The 17,546-nt window shown below is 47.6% G+C and carries 20 protein-coding genes; 9 read left to right on the plus strand and 11 right to left on the minus strand.

Annotation, left to right across the window (positions count from 1 at the left end):
* Positions 1-37: 37 nt before the first annotated feature.
* The 5 genes from BMZ51_RS06170 to hemE all read right to left on the minus strand — a co-directional run bounded on the left by BMZ51_RS06170 (position 38) and on the right by hemE (position 4,349).
* Positions 38-628, minus strand: a complete 591-nt coding sequence (locus BMZ51_RS06170) for a GNAT family N-acetyltransferase (RefSeq protein WP_068004640.1) — start codon at positions 626-628, stop codon at positions 38-40.
* Positions 625-1,206: a GNAT family N-acetyltransferase gene (locus BMZ51_RS06175; RefSeq protein WP_068004638.1), complete on the minus strand. Its 582-nt coding sequence runs from the start codon at positions 1,204-1,206 to the stop codon at positions 625-627. Before BMZ51_RS06175 ends, BMZ51_RS06170 begins: the two co-directional genes overlap by 4 nt.
* Positions 1,207-1,329: 123 nt before the next feature.
* On the minus strand, positions 1,330-2,595 hold the full coding sequence (gene rho, locus BMZ51_RS06180) for a transcription termination factor Rho (RefSeq protein WP_068004637.1): 1,266 nt from the start codon (positions 2,593-2,595) through the stop codon (positions 1,330-1,332).
* A gap of 265 nt (positions 2,596-2,860) precedes the next feature.
* The gene (hemJ, locus tag BMZ51_RS06185) at positions 2,861-3,289 is read right to left on the minus strand and encodes a protoporphyrinogen oxidase HemJ (protein WP_068004635.1); all 429 of its coding nucleotides are present in this window, start codon (positions 3,287-3,289) and stop codon (positions 2,861-2,863) included.
* A 31-nt stretch (positions 3,290-3,320) separates the two neighbouring features.
* Positions 3,321-4,349, minus strand: coding sequence for a uroporphyrinogen decarboxylase (gene hemE, locus BMZ51_RS06190; protein ID WP_068004633.1), 1,029 nt, complete (start codon positions 4,347-4,349; stop codon positions 3,321-3,323).
* 429 nt (positions 4,350-4,778) lie between these two features.
* Here hemE and BMZ51_RS06195 point away from each other — a divergent pair, with 429 nt between their 5' ends.
* The 5 genes from BMZ51_RS06195 (at position 4,779) to dnaQ (ending at position 8,425) form a co-directional block, all read left to right on the plus strand.
* Positions 4,779-5,627 (plus strand): pyruvate, water dikinase regulatory protein, encoded by an 849-nt coding sequence (locus tag BMZ51_RS06195; protein WP_139201356.1) that lies wholly within the window; start codon positions 4,779-4,781, stop codon positions 5,625-5,627.
* Positions 5,628-5,688: 61 nt separating this feature from the next.
* Positions 5,689-6,285: a Maf family protein gene (locus tag BMZ51_RS06200; RefSeq protein WP_068004631.1), complete on the plus strand. Its 597-nt coding sequence runs from the start codon at positions 5,689-5,691 to the stop codon at positions 6,283-6,285.
* Complete coding sequence (locus tag BMZ51_RS06205; protein WP_068004630.1) at positions 6,282-7,115, plus strand: shikimate dehydrogenase; 834 nt, start codon at positions 6,282-6,284, stop codon at positions 7,113-7,115. Before BMZ51_RS06200 ends, BMZ51_RS06205 begins: the two co-directional genes overlap by 4 nt.
* The gene (coaE, locus tag BMZ51_RS06210) at positions 7,116-7,715 is read left to right on the plus strand and encodes a dephospho-CoA kinase (protein ID WP_068004628.1); all 600 of its coding nucleotides are present in this window, start codon (positions 7,116-7,118) and stop codon (positions 7,713-7,715) included.
* 2 nt (positions 7,716-7,717) lie between these two features.
* Positions 7,718-8,425, plus strand: a complete 708-nt coding sequence (gene dnaQ, locus BMZ51_RS06215) for a DNA polymerase III subunit epsilon (RefSeq protein WP_068004626.1) — start codon at positions 7,718-7,720, stop codon at positions 8,423-8,425.
* Between the two features lie 56 nt (positions 8,426-8,481).
* Here the strand turns inward: dnaQ and BMZ51_RS06220 are convergent, their stop codons facing one another.
* On the minus strand, positions 8,482-9,468 hold the full coding sequence (locus BMZ51_RS06220; protein WP_068004624.1) for a 2-hydroxyacid dehydrogenase: 987 nt from the start codon (positions 9,466-9,468) through the stop codon (positions 8,482-8,484).
* A gap of 249 nt (positions 9,469-9,717) precedes the next feature.
* Here BMZ51_RS06220 and BMZ51_RS06225 point away from each other — a divergent pair, with 249 nt between their 5' ends.
* Positions 9,718-10,266, plus strand: coding sequence for an SH3 domain-containing protein (locus BMZ51_RS06225; RefSeq protein ID WP_068004623.1), 549 nt, complete (start codon positions 9,718-9,720; stop codon positions 10,264-10,266).
* 83 nt (positions 10,267-10,349) lie between these two features.
* Here BMZ51_RS06225 and fabI read toward each other — a convergent pair whose 3' ends face one another.
* The 3 genes from fabI to fabA all read right to left on the minus strand — a co-directional run bounded on the left by fabI (position 10,350) and on the right by fabA (position 13,061).
* Positions 10,350-11,177 carry an enoyl-ACP reductase FabI gene (gene fabI, locus BMZ51_RS06230; protein WP_068004622.1) on the minus strand — a complete coding sequence of 276 codons (828 nt, stop codon included), beginning with the start codon at positions 11,175-11,177 and terminating at the stop codon, positions 10,350-10,352.
* Positions 11,178-11,233: 56 nt separating this feature from the next.
* Positions 11,234-12,451, minus strand: coding sequence for a beta-ketoacyl-ACP synthase I (gene fabB / locus BMZ51_RS06235; RefSeq protein ID WP_068004620.1), 1,218 nt, complete (start codon positions 12,449-12,451; stop codon positions 11,234-11,236).
* 94 nt (positions 12,452-12,545) lie between these two features.
* Positions 12,546-13,061, minus strand: coding sequence for a 3-hydroxyacyl-[acyl-carrier-protein] dehydratase FabA (fabA, locus tag BMZ51_RS06240; protein WP_068004618.1), 516 nt, complete (start codon positions 13,059-13,061; stop codon positions 12,546-12,548).
* A 369-nt stretch (positions 13,062-13,430) separates the two neighbouring features.
* Between fabA and irrA the strand changes: the two genes are divergently transcribed.
* Positions 13,431-13,862, plus strand: a complete 432-nt coding sequence (gene irrA / locus BMZ51_RS06245; protein ID WP_068004616.1) for an iron response transcriptional regulator IrrA — start codon at positions 13,431-13,433, stop codon at positions 13,860-13,862.
* A gap of 16 nt (positions 13,863-13,878) precedes the next feature.
* Here irrA and nth read toward each other — a convergent pair whose 3' ends face one another.
* The gene (gene nth, locus BMZ51_RS06250) at positions 13,879-14,598 is read right to left on the minus strand and encodes an endonuclease III (protein WP_068004614.1); all 720 of its coding nucleotides are present in this window, start codon (positions 14,596-14,598) and stop codon (positions 13,879-13,881) included.
* A 100-nt stretch (positions 14,599-14,698) separates the two neighbouring features.
* Here nth and BMZ51_RS06255 point away from each other — a divergent pair, with 100 nt between their 5' ends.
* Complete coding sequence (locus BMZ51_RS06255) at positions 14,699-15,208, plus strand: DUF2244 domain-containing protein (protein ID WP_074881874.1); 510 nt, start codon at positions 14,699-14,701, stop codon at positions 15,206-15,208.
* A gap of 118 nt (positions 15,209-15,326) precedes the next feature.
* Positions 15,327-16,238, plus strand: coding sequence for a methylated-DNA--[protein]-cysteine S-methyltransferase (locus tag BMZ51_RS06260; protein WP_068004611.1), 912 nt, complete (start codon positions 15,327-15,329; stop codon positions 16,236-16,238).
* A 79-nt stretch (positions 16,239-16,317) separates the two neighbouring features.
* Here BMZ51_RS06260 and trpB read toward each other — a convergent pair whose 3' ends face one another.
* The gene (gene trpB, locus BMZ51_RS06265) at positions 16,318-17,532 is read right to left on the minus strand and encodes a tryptophan synthase subunit beta (protein ID WP_068004609.1); all 1,215 of its coding nucleotides are present in this window, start codon (positions 17,530-17,532) and stop codon (positions 16,318-16,320) included.
* Between the last annotated feature and the right edge of the window lie 14 nt (positions 17,533-17,546).

Consider the following 17,546-nt stretch of genomic DNA (forward strand, 5'->3'; position numbering starts at 1 on the left):
ACTTTACTAACAAAGCTATTTTGTTATCCCATTAAGTTTAGTTCTGTAAAACAGAAGCGAAACAATCCTTATTCAGACGATACAAAACATGTCTCACCAGAGGATGATCAGGTTCCAACATTGGATGATCAAAATCCTCTGCTGCATCAGTCATCATATGCAATCGCTGCATTAGTTTTTGAGAACGGACATTGGTAACCGTCGTAAAGCTGACAATCTCTTCAGCCTGAAGCGTCTCAAATCCAAATCGTATCCAGGTACGTGCCGCTTCCTGCGCAATCCCCTTCCCCCATGCATCAGGAATAAGACGCCAGCCAATCTCAATACACGGATCGAATGGTAAAGGTATTGGGTAGGTAGGTACATTCAATCCACAAAATCCAAGAAAACGCCCGCTCTCAAGATCCTCAACAACAGGACATGCAAACCCCAGTTGATCCTGCTTTACCATCAACCGCTGGAGCATAATCTCACTCTCAACCCTAGGCATCACAGCCGGAAAAAACTCCATGACGCGAGCATCAGCGTTCATCTCAACCAAACCGTCAAGATCCCGCTCTTCCCACTTGCGAAGCACAAGACGACCACTCTCAATACGTGGGCATTTGTCGATGACATCTTCAATCATAATCCAGTTCCCCAAAACTGCTCATATGTAATCTTGTAAAGGAAGTTTTTTGCAAGAGGATCACCGGCATCCAAACCTGAGTCAATAAAATCATCACCTTCGCAGTAGGTCATACCCAATCGTTTCATTGTGTTCTCAGAACGACGATTCCCCTCAACTGCAATTGCAAAGACCTCACGTAGCTTTAAGGTTTTGAAACCGAATCCAAGCCAAGATACAGCCGCTTCTGTGGCTATCCCTTCTCCCCAGACCTCCCTCTTAAGTCTCCACCCTATTTCAACACCTGGCCCGCTAGGAATGTCAGTTTCCTGATAATTGAGACCACAGAATCCTAAGAACTGGGCAGTTTGCTTGTCTTCAACCACTGGAAAGCAATAGCCATATTTGTACTGCCTCGCCAGAATCCTATCCAACATCCTTTCCACTTCCGCAGGTGCCTCAGCACCACCAAAGAATGCCATAACTTCAAGGTGCCCACACATCTCGGTCAACCCCTCCAGATCCCGCTCTTCCCACCTACGAAGAACAAGTCTCTCAGTTTCAACCCGTGGGCATTTATCCAGCAACACCTCTTCCATATTCCCCTCCCCTAATTTCGTAATCGAATCCAACTATTAAAAGCGCCAAAAATCGGCTTAAAAATAAAAAAAGCCCCGCGCACCGAAGTGAGCGAGGCTCTGAAATTCGGTTCTAATAAAGACCTATGTATTCATAGAGTCAAAGAAGTCATCGTTAGATTTCGTCTGACGTAGCTTATCAAGCAGGAACTCAACAGCATCTACTGTACCCATCTGGCTTAGGATACGGCGCAGAACGAAAGTCTTCTTAAGCTTATCAGCTGGAACAAGAAGCTCTTCCTTACGCGTACCAGAGCGTTGAATATCAACAGCCGGGAAGACACGTTTGTCTGAGATCTTACGATCAAGGATAATTTCAGAGTTACCTGTACCCTTGAATTCTTCGAAGATAACTTCATCCATGCGGCTACCGGTATCAATCAACGCCGTTGCGATGATGGTGAGTGACCCACCTTCTTCAATGTTACGAGCCGCACCGAAGAAGCGTTTAGGACGCTGTAGGGCGTTCGCATCAACACCACCTGTCAGAACCTTACCAGAGGAAGGAACAACGGTGTTGTAAGCACGACCAAGTCGAGTAATGGAATCCAGAAGGATAACAACATCACGACCATGTTCGGTCAAACGTTTTGCCTTCTCGATAACCATCTCAGCTACCTGAACGTGGCGCGTAGCTGGCTCATCAAACGTTGAAGAAACAACTTCACCATCAACTGTACGTTGCATATCCGTCACTTCTTCAGGACGTTCATCGATCAAAAGAACGATGAGGTAGCATTCAGGATGGTTTGTTGTAATAGACTTCGCGATATTTTGAAGAAATACTGTTTTACCTGTCCGAGGAGGCGCAGTGATCAAAGCACGCTGGCCTTTGCCAAGCGGAGCTACAAGATCGATAATGCGGGAAGAAATATCCTTGGACGTAGAATCTGGGATTTCAAGATTGAAGCGCTCTTCTGGGTACAGCGGCGTAAGGTTATCAAAGTGAACCTTGTGACGCGCTTTTTCAGGGTCTTCAAAATTGATTTTATTTACCTTCAGAAGGGCAAAATAACGCTCACCTTCTTTCGGACTACGGATCTGGCCTTCAACAGTATCACCAGTGCGCAGAGAAAAGCGACGGATCTGTGAAGGTGAAACGTAAATATCGTCTGGGCCTGGCAAGTAGTTAGCATCAGGAGAGCGGAGGAATCCAAATCCATCTTGGAGGACCTCTACGACACCTTCGCCGATGATCTCAATATCTTGCTCTGCAAGTCTCTTCAAGATCGCAAACATAAGTTCCTGTTTGCGCATGGTGCTTGCATTTTCAACTTCGTGTTCCTCAGCAAAAGCGAGGAGTTCAGTTGCGCTCTTAGTTTTCAGGTCTCTGAGTTTCATTTCCCGCATCAATAGGGATCGTCTTTACTATGGGTTCTGGACTTGATTTAGCTTTAGAAGGATCAAGAACTTTCGAACACAAAACGTTAGGGGGGAATAGTAGCTCATCTAGATACGAAATTTATCGATCTTCGAAAATCGCTATGAGACAAGCGATCGCATAAGCTACATCGTGAAGTTGCGGGGACAATAACTAATCGAATTCAATTCGGCAAGTGCTTATTGCCCACTAATTTTCCTAATTTTCAATATAGGTTTCAAATTTACGGAACATCTAGGGTTTAAAGATCACGAGGAACACAATTGCAACCATTAAAAGGGTCGGAATTTCATTAATAATTCTAAAGTAGCGCTCGCTATTCTTATTTTGATCCTGCGCAAACTTAGTGACATGACGCGAAAGCATCACGTGATATATCGTCATCAGTATAACAAGTGAGAATTTCAGCATAAACCAAAGATCAAAATACGCGTCGAGCAAGTAAACCAACCAAAGCCCAAAAATCCAAGTTGCCATCATAGACGGAGCCATAATTGCTTTGAGCAAACGGCGTTCCATCACTTTGAAGGTTTCACTCTTGTCTGAACCAACTTCAGCGGTGGTGTGGTAAACAAAAAGGCGCGGGAGGTAGAACAATCCTGCCATCCAGGCCACCACGGAAATTATGTGTAGGGACTTAGCCCAAGAATACGCATCTACCATAATCCGCGCCTCATTTATTCACAATTGCTGCTTACAACCCTTTAACCCGCTTCACCATCTCAGCCACATGCTCTGGTGGAGTTTGTGGAACAACACCATGACCAAGGTTAAAGATGTGCGGACCATTACCTAAAACGTCGAGAGCGTGATCTATTCCAGTTTCAAGTGCTCGTCCACCGGCAACCAGCCGCATTGGATCCATATTTCCCTGAACAGGAACGATTTTTTGAATTTCCTGCGCAACTTCTGCAGGAACCGTCCAGTCAAGACCAACGGCATCAACACCAGTTGCCTCAACATAGCGCTTCAAACGAGCAGCTGATGCTTTCGGGAAACCAATAATCTTTGCGCTTGGACGCTGCGCTTTTACGCCTTCAACAATCTTGCGTGTAGGGCCAACAGACCATTGCTCAAAACCGATGTCATCAAGAACCCCTGCCCATGTATCAAAGATCTGCAGCGCATCGGCTCCGCCATCTAATTGGGCAACAAGGTATGTGATGGAAGCTTCAACGAGTTGATCGATGAAGGCAGTGAGCAATGCAGGATCCTTATAGGAGCCTATACGAGCGGCCACTTGATCCTGGGTAGTGTGACCTGCCACCGAATAGCAAGCGACCGTCCACGGTGCTCCGCAGAAGCCTAGAAGTGTGGTTTCTGTCGGGAGCTCAGCTCTCAAACGTTTGACTGTTGCGATAACAGGCTCCAGATGCTCCATCGTCCGAGCTTGATCAAGCTTTTCAACCTGTTCGATCGAAAGTGGTTCGAGAACAGGTCCACGACCCTCCTCAAAATTTACAGGGTAGCCAAGGGCATCTGGAACTACGAAGATGTCAGAAAACAGGATGGCAGCATCAAAGCCATACCGTCGAATTGGTTGGAGGGTAACCTCTGTTGCAAGATCGGTATTGTAACAGAAATCGAGAAAATTCGGAGCTTGAGCTCTTACAGCTCTGTACTCAGGTAAATACCTACCTGCTTGGCGCATCATCCAGATTGGTGGGCGTTCCAGTTTCTCGCCTGCCAAAACGCGCATTACCGCTCTTTCATGAGATTGCATCAATCGCCTCTTTTTTTTCCAAAGCCTGCTTTAAAAGAATCTTCTTATTTGGAAGTTTCTATTTCTATTAGTGACTGAATAGCAGGGATCAATTTCATTCCACAATTCCTATCTCAGAAAACACTTATGGGAAAAGTCACAGATCAAAAACAGCTAAGACTCTTCACAGGAGTCGAAAACAATTTGTTTTGTCCTTAGATTCAATAGGTTGTGATCTATATAATAACCACAGATCACAGCTCATCCCACAAGCTGTCCTGTGTATTTTTTGCGTGAGCAATGTGCAATCCCGTTTACCCGGTTCGTTTCATAGTCAATATCCTCAAAATATTGAATTGTTGACCAAATAGGGGCAGTGGGCATTAAATTGAAGGTATGACGAAATTTGGGTACTTTTCCAAATCTTCGAGGATTGTTGAGGATGATACCTTGGGTAACCACTCTAACTACTTCCATTTACACATGGTTTCGGATTCTACCGGCGAGACTTTGATGACTGTGGTACGGGCTGCGACCGCTCAATATGAGAATATCCAGCCAATCGAGCATGTGTATCCGCTGATACGGCATGACAAACAGTTAAGTAGGGTGCTGGAAGAGATTGAATCTGCACCCGGAATCGTTCTGTACACACTTGTGGAACAAGCCTACGCGCGCCGCCTGGAGCGCAAGTGCCAAGACTTAGGCCTTCCCTGCGTGAATATCCTAAAGCCTGTTTATCAGGTCTTTCATAGCTATCTTAATGTCACGGAAACCTGGCGTGTGGGTGGGCAGCACGTGTTGGATGAGGAATACTTCCAAAGAATGGAAGCAATGAACTTTACCATGCTGCATGATGATGGCCAGATAGCTGGGGCTTTGGACGAAGCAGACGTTATATTGGTCGGTATTAGCCGAACCTCGAAGACGCCAACGTCGATTTATCTGGCAAATAGAGGGATAAAAGCAGCAAATATACCGCTTATTCCAAACATGCGCCCTCCCCGCCAGCTTTTGAAAGCGAAAAAGCCTCTGGTCGTTGGCTTGATGGCGACTGCTGAACGAATTCGGGACATTCGGCAAAATCGCATACTTTCCCTCGATGCTAAAACAGATAACGACACTTACGTTGACCGAAAATCAATTGCTCAAGAGATTGCGATGTCGAAACGATTATGCGCTGAACATGGGTGGCCTTTGATAGATGTTACACGCCGCTCAATTGAAGAAACTGCAGCAGAAATTATGGATTTGCTCCGAAAACATAAAAATGAGCAAAAAGAAAAAGAAGAATATTGAGAAGCGCTGCGCTTTATCCCAATAAAGAACACAAGAAATCCTCAGACTGAGAAAGTAAAGTATGACTCGACTGGTATTAGCGAGCGGAAGCAAAATTCGTGCGACTCTCCTTGAAAATTCAGGTCTGATCTTTGACCGCATTCCTGCAAACGTTGACGAGCGCCAAATAGAAGAGCCTCTACTTTCCACTGGTGTGGATCCAGCGGCAATTGCAGCTAAATTATCCATTGCGAAAGCGAAAGAAGTTTCCGAACGAAACCAGGGTGCATATGTGGTTGGCGCTGATCAGATCCTTGCCTTCGAGGGAAGTCGTCTTGTTAAGCCAGAAAATTTGCAAATTGCTCGCACTCAATTGGAGAGCTTTTCCGGCAAAAGCCATGCGCTTCATTCAGCTGCGTGTGTGGTAAAAGACGGCGAAGTGGTTTGGGAAGGCATGTCGACAGCAGTTCTTCATGTACGTGAACTTACTGCGGACTTCCTTGATTGGTACATTGATAGAACTGGTCCCGACATCCTTTCCAGCGTAGGCGCATATCAGTTAGAAGCTGAAGGTGTTCAGTTGTTTGAGAAGATTGAGGGTGATTACTTTACCGTCTTGGGTTTGCCCTTGTTAGATCTCCTGTCTTTCCTGCGCAAAATTGAGGTTTTGATAAAATGAGAAAAGCCGCGGTCACTGGCCATCCGATCGGTCACTCAAAATCGCCTTTGATCCATGGATACTGGCTAAAGCAGCATGGCATTGAAGGCAGCTATATTGCACAAGACGTTCCACCCGAGATTGCTGAGAATTTTTATCGGTCTTTGCCTGAACACGGGTTTGTTGGGTGCAATGTTACCATTCCAAATAAAGAGATCGCCTATAACGCAGCAACCAAGCTGGATGATGCAGCCAAGATGATTGGCGCTGTAAACACGCTTTGGCTCGATGAAGATGGTGTTTTGAACGGTTCAAATACAGATGGCCTTGGTTTTCTTGGCAATCTGGACCAAATGCAACCGAACTGGGATAACAACGGGAATAAAGCTGTTGTCTTGGGTGCTGGAGGTGCATCGCGTGCAATCATCTGGGCGCTTCTCAAACGCGAATACACAGAAGTGTATATTGCCAACAGAACTTTAGAAAAAGCCCAGAAACTTGCGTCTCATTTTGGCCCAAAGACCATTGCCATATCCTGGGATAAATTGGGGGAAACGCTTGGAGAAGTAGACTTCCTTGTGAATACGACTTCACTTGGCATGTCTGGGCAACCAGAATTGGGGTTGAACCTTGATAACCTGTCGAAATCAGCAGTCGTTACAGATATAGTTTACTCTCCGTTACAAACAAACCTGCTTCACGTTGCAGAAGAACGAGGTAATCCCACGGTGGATGGTTTGGGAATGTTGCTTCATCAAGCTGTTCCGGGGTTTGAAAAATGGTTTGGTGTTCGACCAGAGGTGACCACCGAACTTCGTAGGATCATATTGAAAGAAATGGGGCTTCTCTGAATGGTTATTCTCGGTCTGACCGGTTCTATTGGTATGGGGAAATCAACCACATCAAGACTGTTTGCTGAGGCTGGCGCTGCGGTCTATGACTCTGACGCAGCTGTACATGACCTGTATTCTGGAAAAGCGGTAACACCTGTAGGAGATGCCTTTCCTGGTGTGGTCAAAGAAAACCAGATAGACCGGGAAGCGCTTGGTAAAATCGTCCTTCAGGACAAAGCAAAAATGCTGCTCCTTGAAAGTTTGATCCACCCGCTCGTTCAGGGGATGGAAATGGAGTTTCTAAAACAAGCCAAGCAGGACCGCCGTAAAGTTGTTGTTTTAGATGTCCCGCTTCTCTTTGAGGTTGGTAAGGACAAGGCAGTTGATGCCGTTGTCGTCGTTTCTGCACCATATGATGTGCAGCGCAGGCGGGTTCTTGAAAGACCGGGCATGACAGAAGACAAATTTGAGGCTATTTACGCAAAACAGTTAAATGACGCAGAAAAACGCAAAAGAGCGCACTTTATTGTTGATACTAGCCGAAGCTGGGAATCGGCTCGTCGCTCCGTCAGTGCAATCATGCGGGCTGTGTCTTCGATCGCTTCAAGAACGGTGTAATTATGCGTGAAATCTCCTTCGATACTGAAACCACAGGCCTGAATCCGCTTGATGGTGATAGGCTGGTTGAAATCGGTGGAGTGGAACTCATCAATTTCATCCCAACAGGCCGAACTTGCCATTTGTATGTAAATCCCCAACGGGACATGCCGGAAGAAGCATTCCGCATTCATGGTCTTTCAGCAGAGTTTCTCTCAGATAAGCCGTTGTTTGCTGATGTTGCAGATGAATTTTTGGAGTTTGTGGGAGATTCCCGCCTCGTCATTCACAACGCCCCGTTTGATATGGGCTTTATCAACATGGAGCTCGGGCGCTGTAACAAACCGAAAATTTCAAATACTCAGGTATTGGACACTCTAAAGCTCGCGCGCAGAAAGTTTCCGACCGGCTCGGTCTCTCTTGATGCTCTTTGTTCGCGCTTTGGAGTTGATAACACAAAACGTGTCTATCACGGCGCCTTGCTGGATGCTGAGTTGCTTGCAGAAGTTTATCTGGAGCTGAACGGCGGCAAGCAGAAAAATCTAGGCCTCATGCCAGATGATGAAGCGCTTGATCTCAATGCACTTAACGACGAACCGAAAATGCGCATAGCGGCGAAGCAACGCCCTGCCCCCCTCCCCTCTGTTTTATCTGAGCAGGAGATTGAGGAGCACGCCAAATTTCTGGCAGGAATGAAATCTGACCCTGCCTGGAACAAATACCTGAAGTAAGGCGAAGCAGTGCCGTATAATAAGCGCTTCAGCTACCTGAAGCGCTTTGCAATTAATCAGAGCATGGATGGCAGAACGCGATCTGGTGGACGGTGGCCGTCCATAAAGGCTTTGATGTTGATAATCACCTTTTCCCCCATATCGATACGCCCTTCAATCGTAGCAGAGCCCATATGCGGCAGCATAACAACCTTATCGGACGCTGCGAGCTTTGAATTGATAGCTGGCCCATGCTCGAACACATCGAGCGCAGCACCAGCAAGCTCACCTGCTTCAATCTGACGGATCAGAGCGTTTTCATCTACAATCTCACCGCGGGCTGTGTTCACGATGTATGCATCAGGCTTCATCAGCTTGAGGCGGCGAGCGGAAAGAAGGTGATAGGTTCCGGGTGTATGCGGGCAATGAATGGAGACCACATCCATCCGTGCAAGCATCTGGTCTAGGCTTTCCCAAAATGTTGCCTCCAGCTGCTCCTCAAGCGCGTGTGGCTCGCGAATCCGGTTGTGATAGTGGATAGACATGCCAAATGCTTTTGCGCGTCTGGCGACCGCCTGGCCGATCCGACCCATGCCAATGATACCAAGACGTTTACCCCAGATCCGATGACCCAGCATCCAGGTTGGGGACCAGCCTTCCCATTCATTGTTCTGGATCTTTCTCATGCCTTCAGAGAGACGGCGTGGGACTGCAAGAATAAGTGCCATGGTCATGTCAGCGGTGTCTTCGGTCATCACACCAGCAGTATTGGTGACGGCGATGCCGCGGTTGTTCGCGGAGATAACGTCGATATTGTCGACGCCATTACCGAAATTGGCGATCATCTTCAGGTTGGGACCTGATTGAGCTAAAACGGAAGAATCAATGCGGTCAGTAACGGTAGGGACGAGAACATCGGCAACTTTAACGGCTTCAACAAGTTCGGCTTGCGTAAATGGCTTGTCGTTCTCATTCAGTCGTGTGTCAAAAAGTTCGCGCATCCGCGTTTCAACAACATCTGGCAGCTTCCGTGTCACAACCACAATAGGCTTCTTTTTTGGCATCGTCCCCGCCTTCTGTCAAAAATCTGAAGTTTTTTAACCCTGCCCTATCTGCCTTATGAGTCAATGACTCAAAGGTCTTAGGGGCTATTAAAGTTTCATTACCAAAAGTTCCGGTGAAAACAAGACTTGTCAAACACGTCTACATCTAATAGCAGCCACTATCGGAAATCGCGAGATCTAAGCTATGATACTTGTGTCTCGATTTTAGTGAAAATCACGGATTAGCCTACGGAAAGTTTTGGTATCGCTATGAAAAATAAAAGTTTTCGAGCTTTTGGTGCCCTTGCAGCTGCTTTTCTTTTATTCCTCTCTGTTTTTTCATTTGCAGTTACGGCTCAGGCGCAGTCTGTGGGTTCTGGTGTGTCAGGCCTTCCTGTTCCAAGGTTTGTGAGCCTCAAGTCAGACAGAGTAAATGTTCGTAAAGGCCCAAGTCGAAACCACGACATTGGTTGGACTTTTGTGCGCAGCAGGCTGCCGGTTGAAGTCATACAGGAATATGACGACTGGCGCCGCATCCGCGATTGGGAAGGGAAAGACGGCTGGGTTTTCAAAACTCTGCTCACTGGTTACCGTTCCGCGCTGGTAACACCGTGGTTGGAAAATACCACAGAAACGTCACCGCTGCGCAGGAAGCCCGGACCTAATGAAGATGTTGTCGCTTATCTTGAGCCTCTGGTTCTTGCCGGTGTTGTTGAGTGTACAGATGGTTACTGCCGCGTTTCGGGTAAAGATTTTGAGGGTTGGATAGATCAGAGTAGATTGTTTGGTGTTTACAAGAACGAAACGATAAATAATTGATCTGATCAGACTGATACATAATAAAAAAGCCCCTGAGAAAACTCAGAGGCTTTTTTATTATCTTTTTAAAAGTGACAAAAAGCTTATACGGATTCTTTTTCTCGCATTAGCTTGTCTGCTGCCTTCAACTCTTCAAGGCGGGGCATGGATACGATGTTGTAGCCGGAATCCACGAAATGCACTTCACCTGTGACGCCACCGGATAGGTCAGAGAGAAGGTACAACCCAGACCCACCAAGTTGTTCGTTTGTTACTGTCCGCTTCAGCGGAGAGTTCGTCTGCTGGAAGTTGAACATCAAACGAGCGTCGGAAATACCAGCACCAGCAAGTGTGCGAACCGGACCGGCAGACATCGCATTTACGCGAATGCCCTGATCACCAAAGTCCATTGCCAAATAGCGCACAGAAGCTTCCAAAGCAGCCTTTGCAACACCCATAACATTGTAGTTAGGCATCACGCTTGTAGCGCCACCGTATGTCAATGTCAGCATGGAGCCGCCGTTTGGCATCATCTCTGCAGCTCGCTTGGCAATCTCTGTGAATGAAAAACAGGAGATTTGCATGGTACGAGCGAAGTTCTCGCGAGAAGTTTCTGCATAGCGGCCACGGAGCTCAGATTTGTCGGAAAATGCAATTGCATGCACGAGGAAATCAATAGTTCCCCATTTTTCCTTCAACTGATCAAAGACATTATCAACGCTTTCAATGTCTTCCACATCACATGGAAGCAACATGTCGCATCCAATGCTATCTGCCAGCGGCTTCACACGGCGGCCAAATGCGTCACCTTGATAGGTGAACGCCATTTCAGCGCCTTGTTCCGCAAGAGTCTTGGCAACGCTCCAGGCGATACTGTGATCATTGGCAACGCCCATAATCAGACCACGCTTGCCTTGCATAAGCTTGCTCATAGAAAACTCCTGTAATCAATATCTGAAAGAGCTGAGTGTTTTCAGCTCTCCGTAACTTAGTCTTTGTAGCGCTTAAAGACGACGGTAGCGTTGGTGCCGCCAAATCCAAAGCCGTTTGAAAGAACACAATTTAGCTCTGCATTATTTACGCGCTCTGTGACGATTGGCATATCCTCAAAATCAGGATCTAGTTCTTCAATGTGAGCAGAAGCCGCAATGAAGTTGCCTTCCATCATAAGTAGAGAATAGATAGCTTCGTGCACGCCAGCAGCGCCCAAAGAGTGCCCAGACAACGCTTTTGTCGCTGAAATTGGTGGAACTTTTTTACCGAATACGGCACGGATCGCTTCAATTTCTTTGGTATCGCCAACTGGTGTCGAAGTTGCATGCGGGTTGATGTAATCAATATCGCAATCAACGTCTTTCAACGCAATTTTCATGCAGCGCGCTGCGCCTTCGCCACTAGGGGCAACCATGTCATGACCGTCAGAGGTTTGACCATAGCCTACGATTTCCGCGTAGATTTTTGCGCCACGAGCCTTCGCATGCTCCAGCTCTTCAAGAACGAGCACGCCGCCGCCGCCAGCAATAACAAACCCATCACGGTTTTTGTCGTATGGGCGAGAAGCTGTAGAAGGCGTGTCGTTGTATTTGGAAGACATCGCACCCATAGCATCAAACAGGTTGGAAAGACTCCAATCCAGTTCTTCACCGCCGCCAGCAAAAATCACGTCCTGTTTACCCCATTGGATCAACTCATACGCATTACCAATACAGATATTGGTTGTCGCGCAAGCTGCGGAAATCGAGTAGTTGACGCCGTGAATTTTAAATGGTGTTGCAAGTGTCGCTGAGTTTGTTGAGCACATTGCTTTCGGAACAGCAGTTGGCCCAATCCGGCGAGGGCCCTTTTCACGAGTGATATCTGCAGCTTCAACGATAGCCTTGGTGGATGGACCACCTGACCCCATGATTAGACCGGTCCGCTCGTTGCTGACCAAGTCTTCTGTCAGGCCTGAGTCTTCAATCGCCTGCTCCATGGCAATGAAATTCCATGCAGCACCTTCACCCATAAAGCGGGAAGTACGACGGCCAAGCTTTTCAATAGCGTCTAAGGTAGGTGCGCCATGAACTTGACAACGAAAGCCGAGCTTTTCGTAGTCGTCGGCTTTAACAATACCAGACTTACCTTCGTAGAGGCTTGCTTTCACTTCTTCGGCGTTATTGCCAAGAGGCGAAACAATACCCATACCTGTAATAACCACACGCCTCATTTAAGGTCTCCCGTGGGTAAAGTGGTCCTTAAGGACCTAATTCCAAAAAAGGGTTCGTCATTTTACGTGACAAACCCTCGCATAAGTTGATTACTTATTTTGCTTCGTCTTGAAACAGACCAACGCGGAGGTCTTTAGCAACGAAGATTGTTTCTCCGTCAGCTTTGACCCAGCCATCTGCAATCGCGAGTTTGAGGCGAGAGCGCATCACGCGCTTCATATCAACACCAAACTCAAGCACTTTTACGTCAGGAGTGACCTGGCCTTTGAATTTCACTTCACCTGTAGAAATCGCGCGACCACGACCAGGCTCACCGAGCCAGCCTAGGTAAAATCCAGTCATTTGCCATAGAGCATCGAGACCGAGACAGCCAGGCATCACTGGATCACCCTGAAAGTGACATTCGAAGAACCAAAGGTCTGGATTCACGTCGAACTCAGAACGAATTACGCCCTTGCCGTTAGCTCCACCTTCCTCAGAAATTTCGGTGATGCGATCAAACATCAGCATTGGTGGTAAAGGAAGCTGGGCATTACCCTTGCCAAACAGTTCTCCGCGGCCGCAAGCCAGCAGAGCTTCTTTATCGTAGCTTGAACGCTTCTCGTGCATTCTATTCCCGCATAATTTGTCGTTTTTTTAGGCGAGAAAACGTAGGGTTCACCTTACCTAAACGTAACGATGGTTCTAACTATTAACTGTTCGGGCCTTCCTAACACACGTGCCCGAATATCGAAAGAGCGATGTATGTGTCTTTGCGTGTGCTCAATGTACGCAGTTGTGTTAAACTTACACTATTATTATTATTGTTACAGGCAGACATCTTGTTCTTGTCCGCACCTGTTGAGAAATATCAAGGATCATCGCCCTAATATTGATAGTGCTTGTGTGTAGGTCAATAGGTTGCTTTTAATCTAATGCTGGTAGAAATGGTGCCCAGGTGTTAAAACATCGCGGCCGAGAAAACTAAAGTAGGAAAAAATGAGTTCGCAGATCGCTAACGACCATCAAGATGTAACGGGGATGCTGAGAGACGCAGGTCTTCGCCCTACACGTCAGCGCGTAGCACTGGCTGAGCTTCTATATTCCCAGGGTAACCGCCACATCTCAGCGGAAGTCCTTCACGAGGAAGCCATACTTGCAAACGTGCCCGTCTCGCTTGCAACAGTTTATAATACGCTCCACCAGTTTACCGAGGTTGGTTTGCTTCGTGAAGTTGCTGTTGAAGGTACAAAGACTTACTTTGACACCAACATTTCCGAGCATCATCACTTCTTCTTGGAAGATGAAAACCGTGTTGTCGACATTCCGGAAAGTGGCTTGACACTAGAAAACTTGCCAGTGCCGCCAGAAGGTATGGAAATCTCACGCGTAGAAGTGGTTGTTCGTCTTCGTAAGAAGCAACTCCAGTAGGGACTTCTAAGCTACTTTAGATCGGTTCCTTCAAAACCTTCTCTTTGCTCTTGCAGAGATCGAAGATGATGCAGCGATCACAAGCTGGTTTGCGTGCTTTACAGATGTAACGGCCGTGCAGAATAAGCCAGTGGTGTGCGTGCTGCATAAACTCTTCCGGGATGATCTTTTCCAGCTTTTGCTCAACATCCAATGGTGTTTTACCAGGGGCTAGGCCTAGTCGGTTTGCAATTCTGAAAAGGTGGGTATCGACGGCTATCGTCGGTTGCCCAAATGCGATGTTCAGTACAACGTTGGCTGTTTTCCGCCCCACACCTGGCAATGCCTCAAGCTCTTCGCGGGTTTGAGGAACATGTCCTCCATGATGCTCGATGAGCATTTTGGAGAGAAGGAATGTATTTTTAGCCTTGTTTTTGTAAAGGCCAATTGTACGAATCTCATCTCGGATCTTGTCTTCACCCAAAGCCACCATTTTTTCGGGCGTATCTGCAATTTTGAAAAGGTGCAGAGTCGCCTTATTCACACCAGCATCCGTTGCCTGTGCAGACAAAACCACGGCCACCAACAGCGTAAATTCATTGCTATGGTTGAGCTCGCCTTCCGGCTCTGGGTTGTCTTTTTCAAATGCCGAAAAGATCTCATAAATCTCGGCTTTAGAATACCTTGACCTAGAAGCTGGCTTTTTGCGTGGACTGGAAGAAGTTGCAATCTTCTTTGTTTTCGTAGCGTAAACCATAGGACTCTCGAGGGGAATAAGTGACTTTGAGTATGCGGCGAAAGCTCTATACTCTTACGTGATAAACACTAGCAATGAAACAAAGTGCGAAATAGCACCAATGCCCCATGATCTTCAAAAGCGAGAGTCTTATCCCCCTTTCTTTCAGGCTGTTCTAACGCCTCACCGTTCTTTATCTCGAAGGGGAATGAACATTGTATTGTGGTGTACCGGCTCGATTGCGGGCTTCTATTCGCTCCTGCTTGTTCTGATGGGCCTTTGGCCAGCTCCCATTCTCTTAGCTATGCCGGTCCTCTTTCTCTGGCTCGCTTTCAGGCATAATTTTGCAACAGCGGAGACCTATGAAGAAGTGAGCGTTTCCCCTCTCGAAGTCCGCCTTAAGCAGGTCACGTACAAAGGTGAGGTTCAGGAATACGTGTTGAACCCGTTTCACATGAAACTCCATATCGAGAAAGACGATGATATTGGCGTGACACGAATTCTGATCAGGTCTGAACAACTATTTCTCGTCATAGGTGCGTTTCTTAATCCAGATGACCGGACCAGTTTCGCAACTGCCTTTTCACAGGCCGTACACTCCGCAAAAAACCGGGGTCTCGATCTGGTTTAGTTGCCACAAAGGCCGCGTAAGCAGCGTTAGCTTGCTCCTCGCGTTTCGGGTGGCTCTTGTTGCCAAGATCAATTAGATTTTGCTTACACACCACTGAAAACTAAGAGCCGTGAAATAGATGTTTACTCCGTCAAATCTCTCAAATGGTGCGTTTGTGGAAGACAGGTCCGCTCTTGAGGACTACCGTGTCGTGCAAAAAACGCTTCAAGCGATCTCAGAGAATTGGAGAGATCAGCCAACATTGGAAGAGCTGGCATATAGTGTAGGCCTTCAACCAATTCAGCTTCAGCGAGTGTTTTCCAGATGGGCTGGAATCACGCCAAAGCAGTTCCTTCAGGCTATCACAATTGATCATGCACGAGCACTTCTTCAAGAGTCGGCCAGTATTTTGGAAGCGTCTTTGGAGGTTGGTCTTTCTGGTCCAGCGCGACTGCACGACCTGTTTGTGACTCATGAGGCGATGACACCGGGTGATTATAAAAAGCGTGGTGCAGGCGTTAAAATAAGCTGGGGCTTCCATCCGTGCCCGTTTGGTCTCGTCCTTTTGATGATCACGGATCGTGGATTGGCTGGCTTGGCATTTGCAGATCCAGGGGACGAAGCCAAAGCGCTGGCTGATATGTGTAAACGCTGGCCAGCCGCAGAGTTTGAAGAGAACCAGGCCGCGACAGCTCCCTATACGGCGAGAATATTTGAACCTCAAACTTGGAATGAGGACCAGCCCCTGCAGGTTGTCTTTATCGGCACTGACTTTGAAATCCGCGTATGGAAAACACTGCTGAAAATCCCGATCGGAAAAGCGACGACTTATTCGGAAATTGCCAGCAACCTAGGAAACCCCAAGGCCTCGCGAGCAGTGGGGACGGCGGTCGGGAAAAACCCTCTTTCTTTTGTTGTTCCTTGCCATCGTGTGCTTGGAGCAAAAGGGGATATGTGTGGTTATCATTGGGGTATCACGCGAAAGCGCGCTATTCTTGGTTGGGAAGCAGGTGTTTCCGGTGTTTTAGATGGTTTGGCGGGTGCACACTGATTGTTTCACTTCGGATTCAATGCCGTAAATGAAAAAGGCGAGCATTGAGCCCGCCTTTTTATCTAGTTATTTGAAGCTTTTAGAGGTCAAATCCAAGAAGCTTGCCCACCGTGAACACGTCTTTATCACCACGACCACAAAGGTTCATGACGATAACCTGATCCTTGTCCATTTGCGGCGCCATCTTGATGACCTGAGCAAGCGCATGGCTTGGCTCCAAAGCCGGAATGATACCTTCAACGCGTGTTAGCATCTGAAATGCATCAAGCGCTTCTATATCCGTTGCGGGGACATAGTTGACGCGGCCTGTATCTTTCAGCCAGGAATGCTCAGGGCCAATGCCAGGATAATCCAAGCCAGCTGATACCGAGTGCCCTTCGAGGATCTGTCCGTCGTCATCTTGAAGCAGATAGGTGCGGTTGCCGTGCAGAACGCCCGGTTTACCTGCGTTCAGGGACGCACAGTGCTCTTCGCCCTGTAGCCCTTTACCGCCCGCTTCTACGCCGTAAATTTCAACTGATGGATCGTCCAGGAACGGGTGGAACAGGCCAATTGCATTGGAGCCGCCGCCAACAGCAGCAACAAGGGCGTCAGGCAATTTGCCTTCTGCTTCCATCAGCTGCTTCTTGGTTTCTTCGCCAATTACAGATTGGAAGTCACGAACCATCTCTGGGTATGGGTGCGGGCCTGCGGCTGTTCCAATAAGGTAATATGTGTCACCCACATTTGTGACCCAGTCACGCAAAGCTTCGTTCATTGCATCTTTGAGCGTGCCTGCACCAGCAGTTACCGGGATAATCTCAGCGCCAAGCAGCTTCATGCGGAAAACATTAGGCTTTTGTCGCTCAACATCAGTTGCGCCCATGTAGACAACGCAAGGAAGACCAAAACGCGCACATACGGTTGCGGTTGCAACGCCATGTTGCCCTGCTCCGGTTTCTGCGATGATGCGGGTTTTGCCCATACGCTTCGCCAGCAGGATCTGACCGATACAGTTGTTGATCTTGTGTGAACCGGTGTGGTTGAGCTCATCCCGCTTGAAGTAGATTTTTGCGCCACCCAGCTCTTCAGTCAGGCGTTCAGCAAAATACAGCGCAGATGGCCGACCCGTATAATGGGTGTTCAGGTTTTTGATTTCCGCAGCATAAGCGGGGTCAGCTTTTGCATCGGTATAGGCTTTTTCGAGATCCAGGATCAAAGGCATAAGTGTTTCGGCAACGAAACGGCCTCCAAAATCACCGAAATGTCCGCGGTCATCTGGACCGGAACGCAATGTATTGGCTTGCTGGTTCATAAAATCTTCCCAAA

It is taken from the genome of Pseudovibrio axinellae, assembly GCF_900110875.1.
GTDB classification, from domain to species: domain Bacteria; phylum Pseudomonadota; class Alphaproteobacteria; order Rhizobiales; family Stappiaceae; genus Pseudovibrio; species Pseudovibrio axinellae.

Bases quoted from the DNA above. Each gene is read 5' to 3' on its own strand.
- BMZ51_RS06170 (WP_068004640.1), bottom strand. From the start codon at position 628: ATGATTGAAGATGTCATCGACAAATGCCCACGTATTGAGAGTGGTCGT.
- BMZ51_RS06175 (WP_068004638.1), bottom strand. From the start codon at position 1,206: ATGGAAGAGGTGTTGCTGGATAAATGCCCACGGGTTGAAACTGAGAGA.
- rho (WP_068004637.1), bottom strand. From the start codon at position 2,595: ATGCGGGAAATGAAACTCAGAGACCTGAAAACTAAGAGCGCAACTGAA.
- hemJ (WP_068004635.1), bottom strand. From the start codon at position 3,289: ATGGTAGATGCGTATTCTTGGGCTAAGTCCCTACACATAATTTCCGTG.
- hemE (WP_068004633.1), bottom strand. From the start codon at position 4,349: ATGCAATCTCATGAAAGAGCGGTAATGCGCGTTTTGGCAGGCGAGAAA.
- BMZ51_RS06200 (WP_068004631.1), top strand. From the start codon at position 5,689: ATGACTCGACTGGTATTAGCGAGCGGAAGCAAAATTCGTGCGACTCTC.
- BMZ51_RS06205 (WP_068004630.1), top strand. From the start codon at position 6,282: ATGAGAAAAGCCGCGGTCACTGGCCATCCGATCGGTCACTCAAAATCG.
- coaE (WP_068004628.1), top strand. From the start codon at position 7,116: ATGGTTATTCTCGGTCTGACCGGTTCTATTGGTATGGGGAAATCAACC.
- dnaQ (WP_068004626.1), top strand. From the start codon at position 7,718: ATGCGTGAAATCTCCTTCGATACTGAAACCACAGGCCTGAATCCGCTT.
- BMZ51_RS06220 (WP_068004624.1), bottom strand. From the start codon at position 9,468: ATGCCAAAAAAGAAGCCTATTGTGGTTGTGACACGGAAGCTGCCAGAT.
- BMZ51_RS06225 (WP_068004623.1), top strand. From the start codon at position 9,718: ATGAAAAATAAAAGTTTTCGAGCTTTTGGTGCCCTTGCAGCTGCTTTT.
- fabI (WP_068004622.1), bottom strand. From the start codon at position 11,177: ATGAGCAAGCTTATGCAAGGCAAGCGTGGTCTGATTATGGGCGTTGCC.
- fabB (WP_068004620.1), bottom strand. From the start codon at position 12,451: ATGAGGCGTGTGGTTATTACAGGTATGGGTATTGTTTCGCCTCTTGGC.
- fabA (WP_068004618.1), bottom strand. From the start codon at position 13,061: ATGCACGAGAAGCGTTCAAGCTACGATAAAGAAGCTCTGCTGGCTTGC.
- irrA (WP_068004616.1), top strand. From the start codon at position 13,431: ATGAGTTCGCAGATCGCTAACGACCATCAAGATGTAACGGGGATGCTG.
- nth (WP_068004614.1), bottom strand. From the start codon at position 14,598: ATGGTTTACGCTACGAAAACAAAGAAGATTGCAACTTCTTCCAGTCCA.
- BMZ51_RS06255 (WP_074881874.1), top strand. From the start codon at position 14,699: ATGCCCCATGATCTTCAAAAGCGAGAGTCTTATCCCCCTTTCTTTCAG.
- BMZ51_RS06260 (WP_068004611.1), top strand. From the start codon at position 15,327: ATGTTTACTCCGTCAAATCTCTCAAATGGTGCGTTTGTGGAAGACAGG.
- trpB (WP_068004609.1), bottom strand. From the start codon at position 17,532: ATGAACCAGCAAGCCAATACATTGCGTTCCGGTCCAGATGACCGCGGA.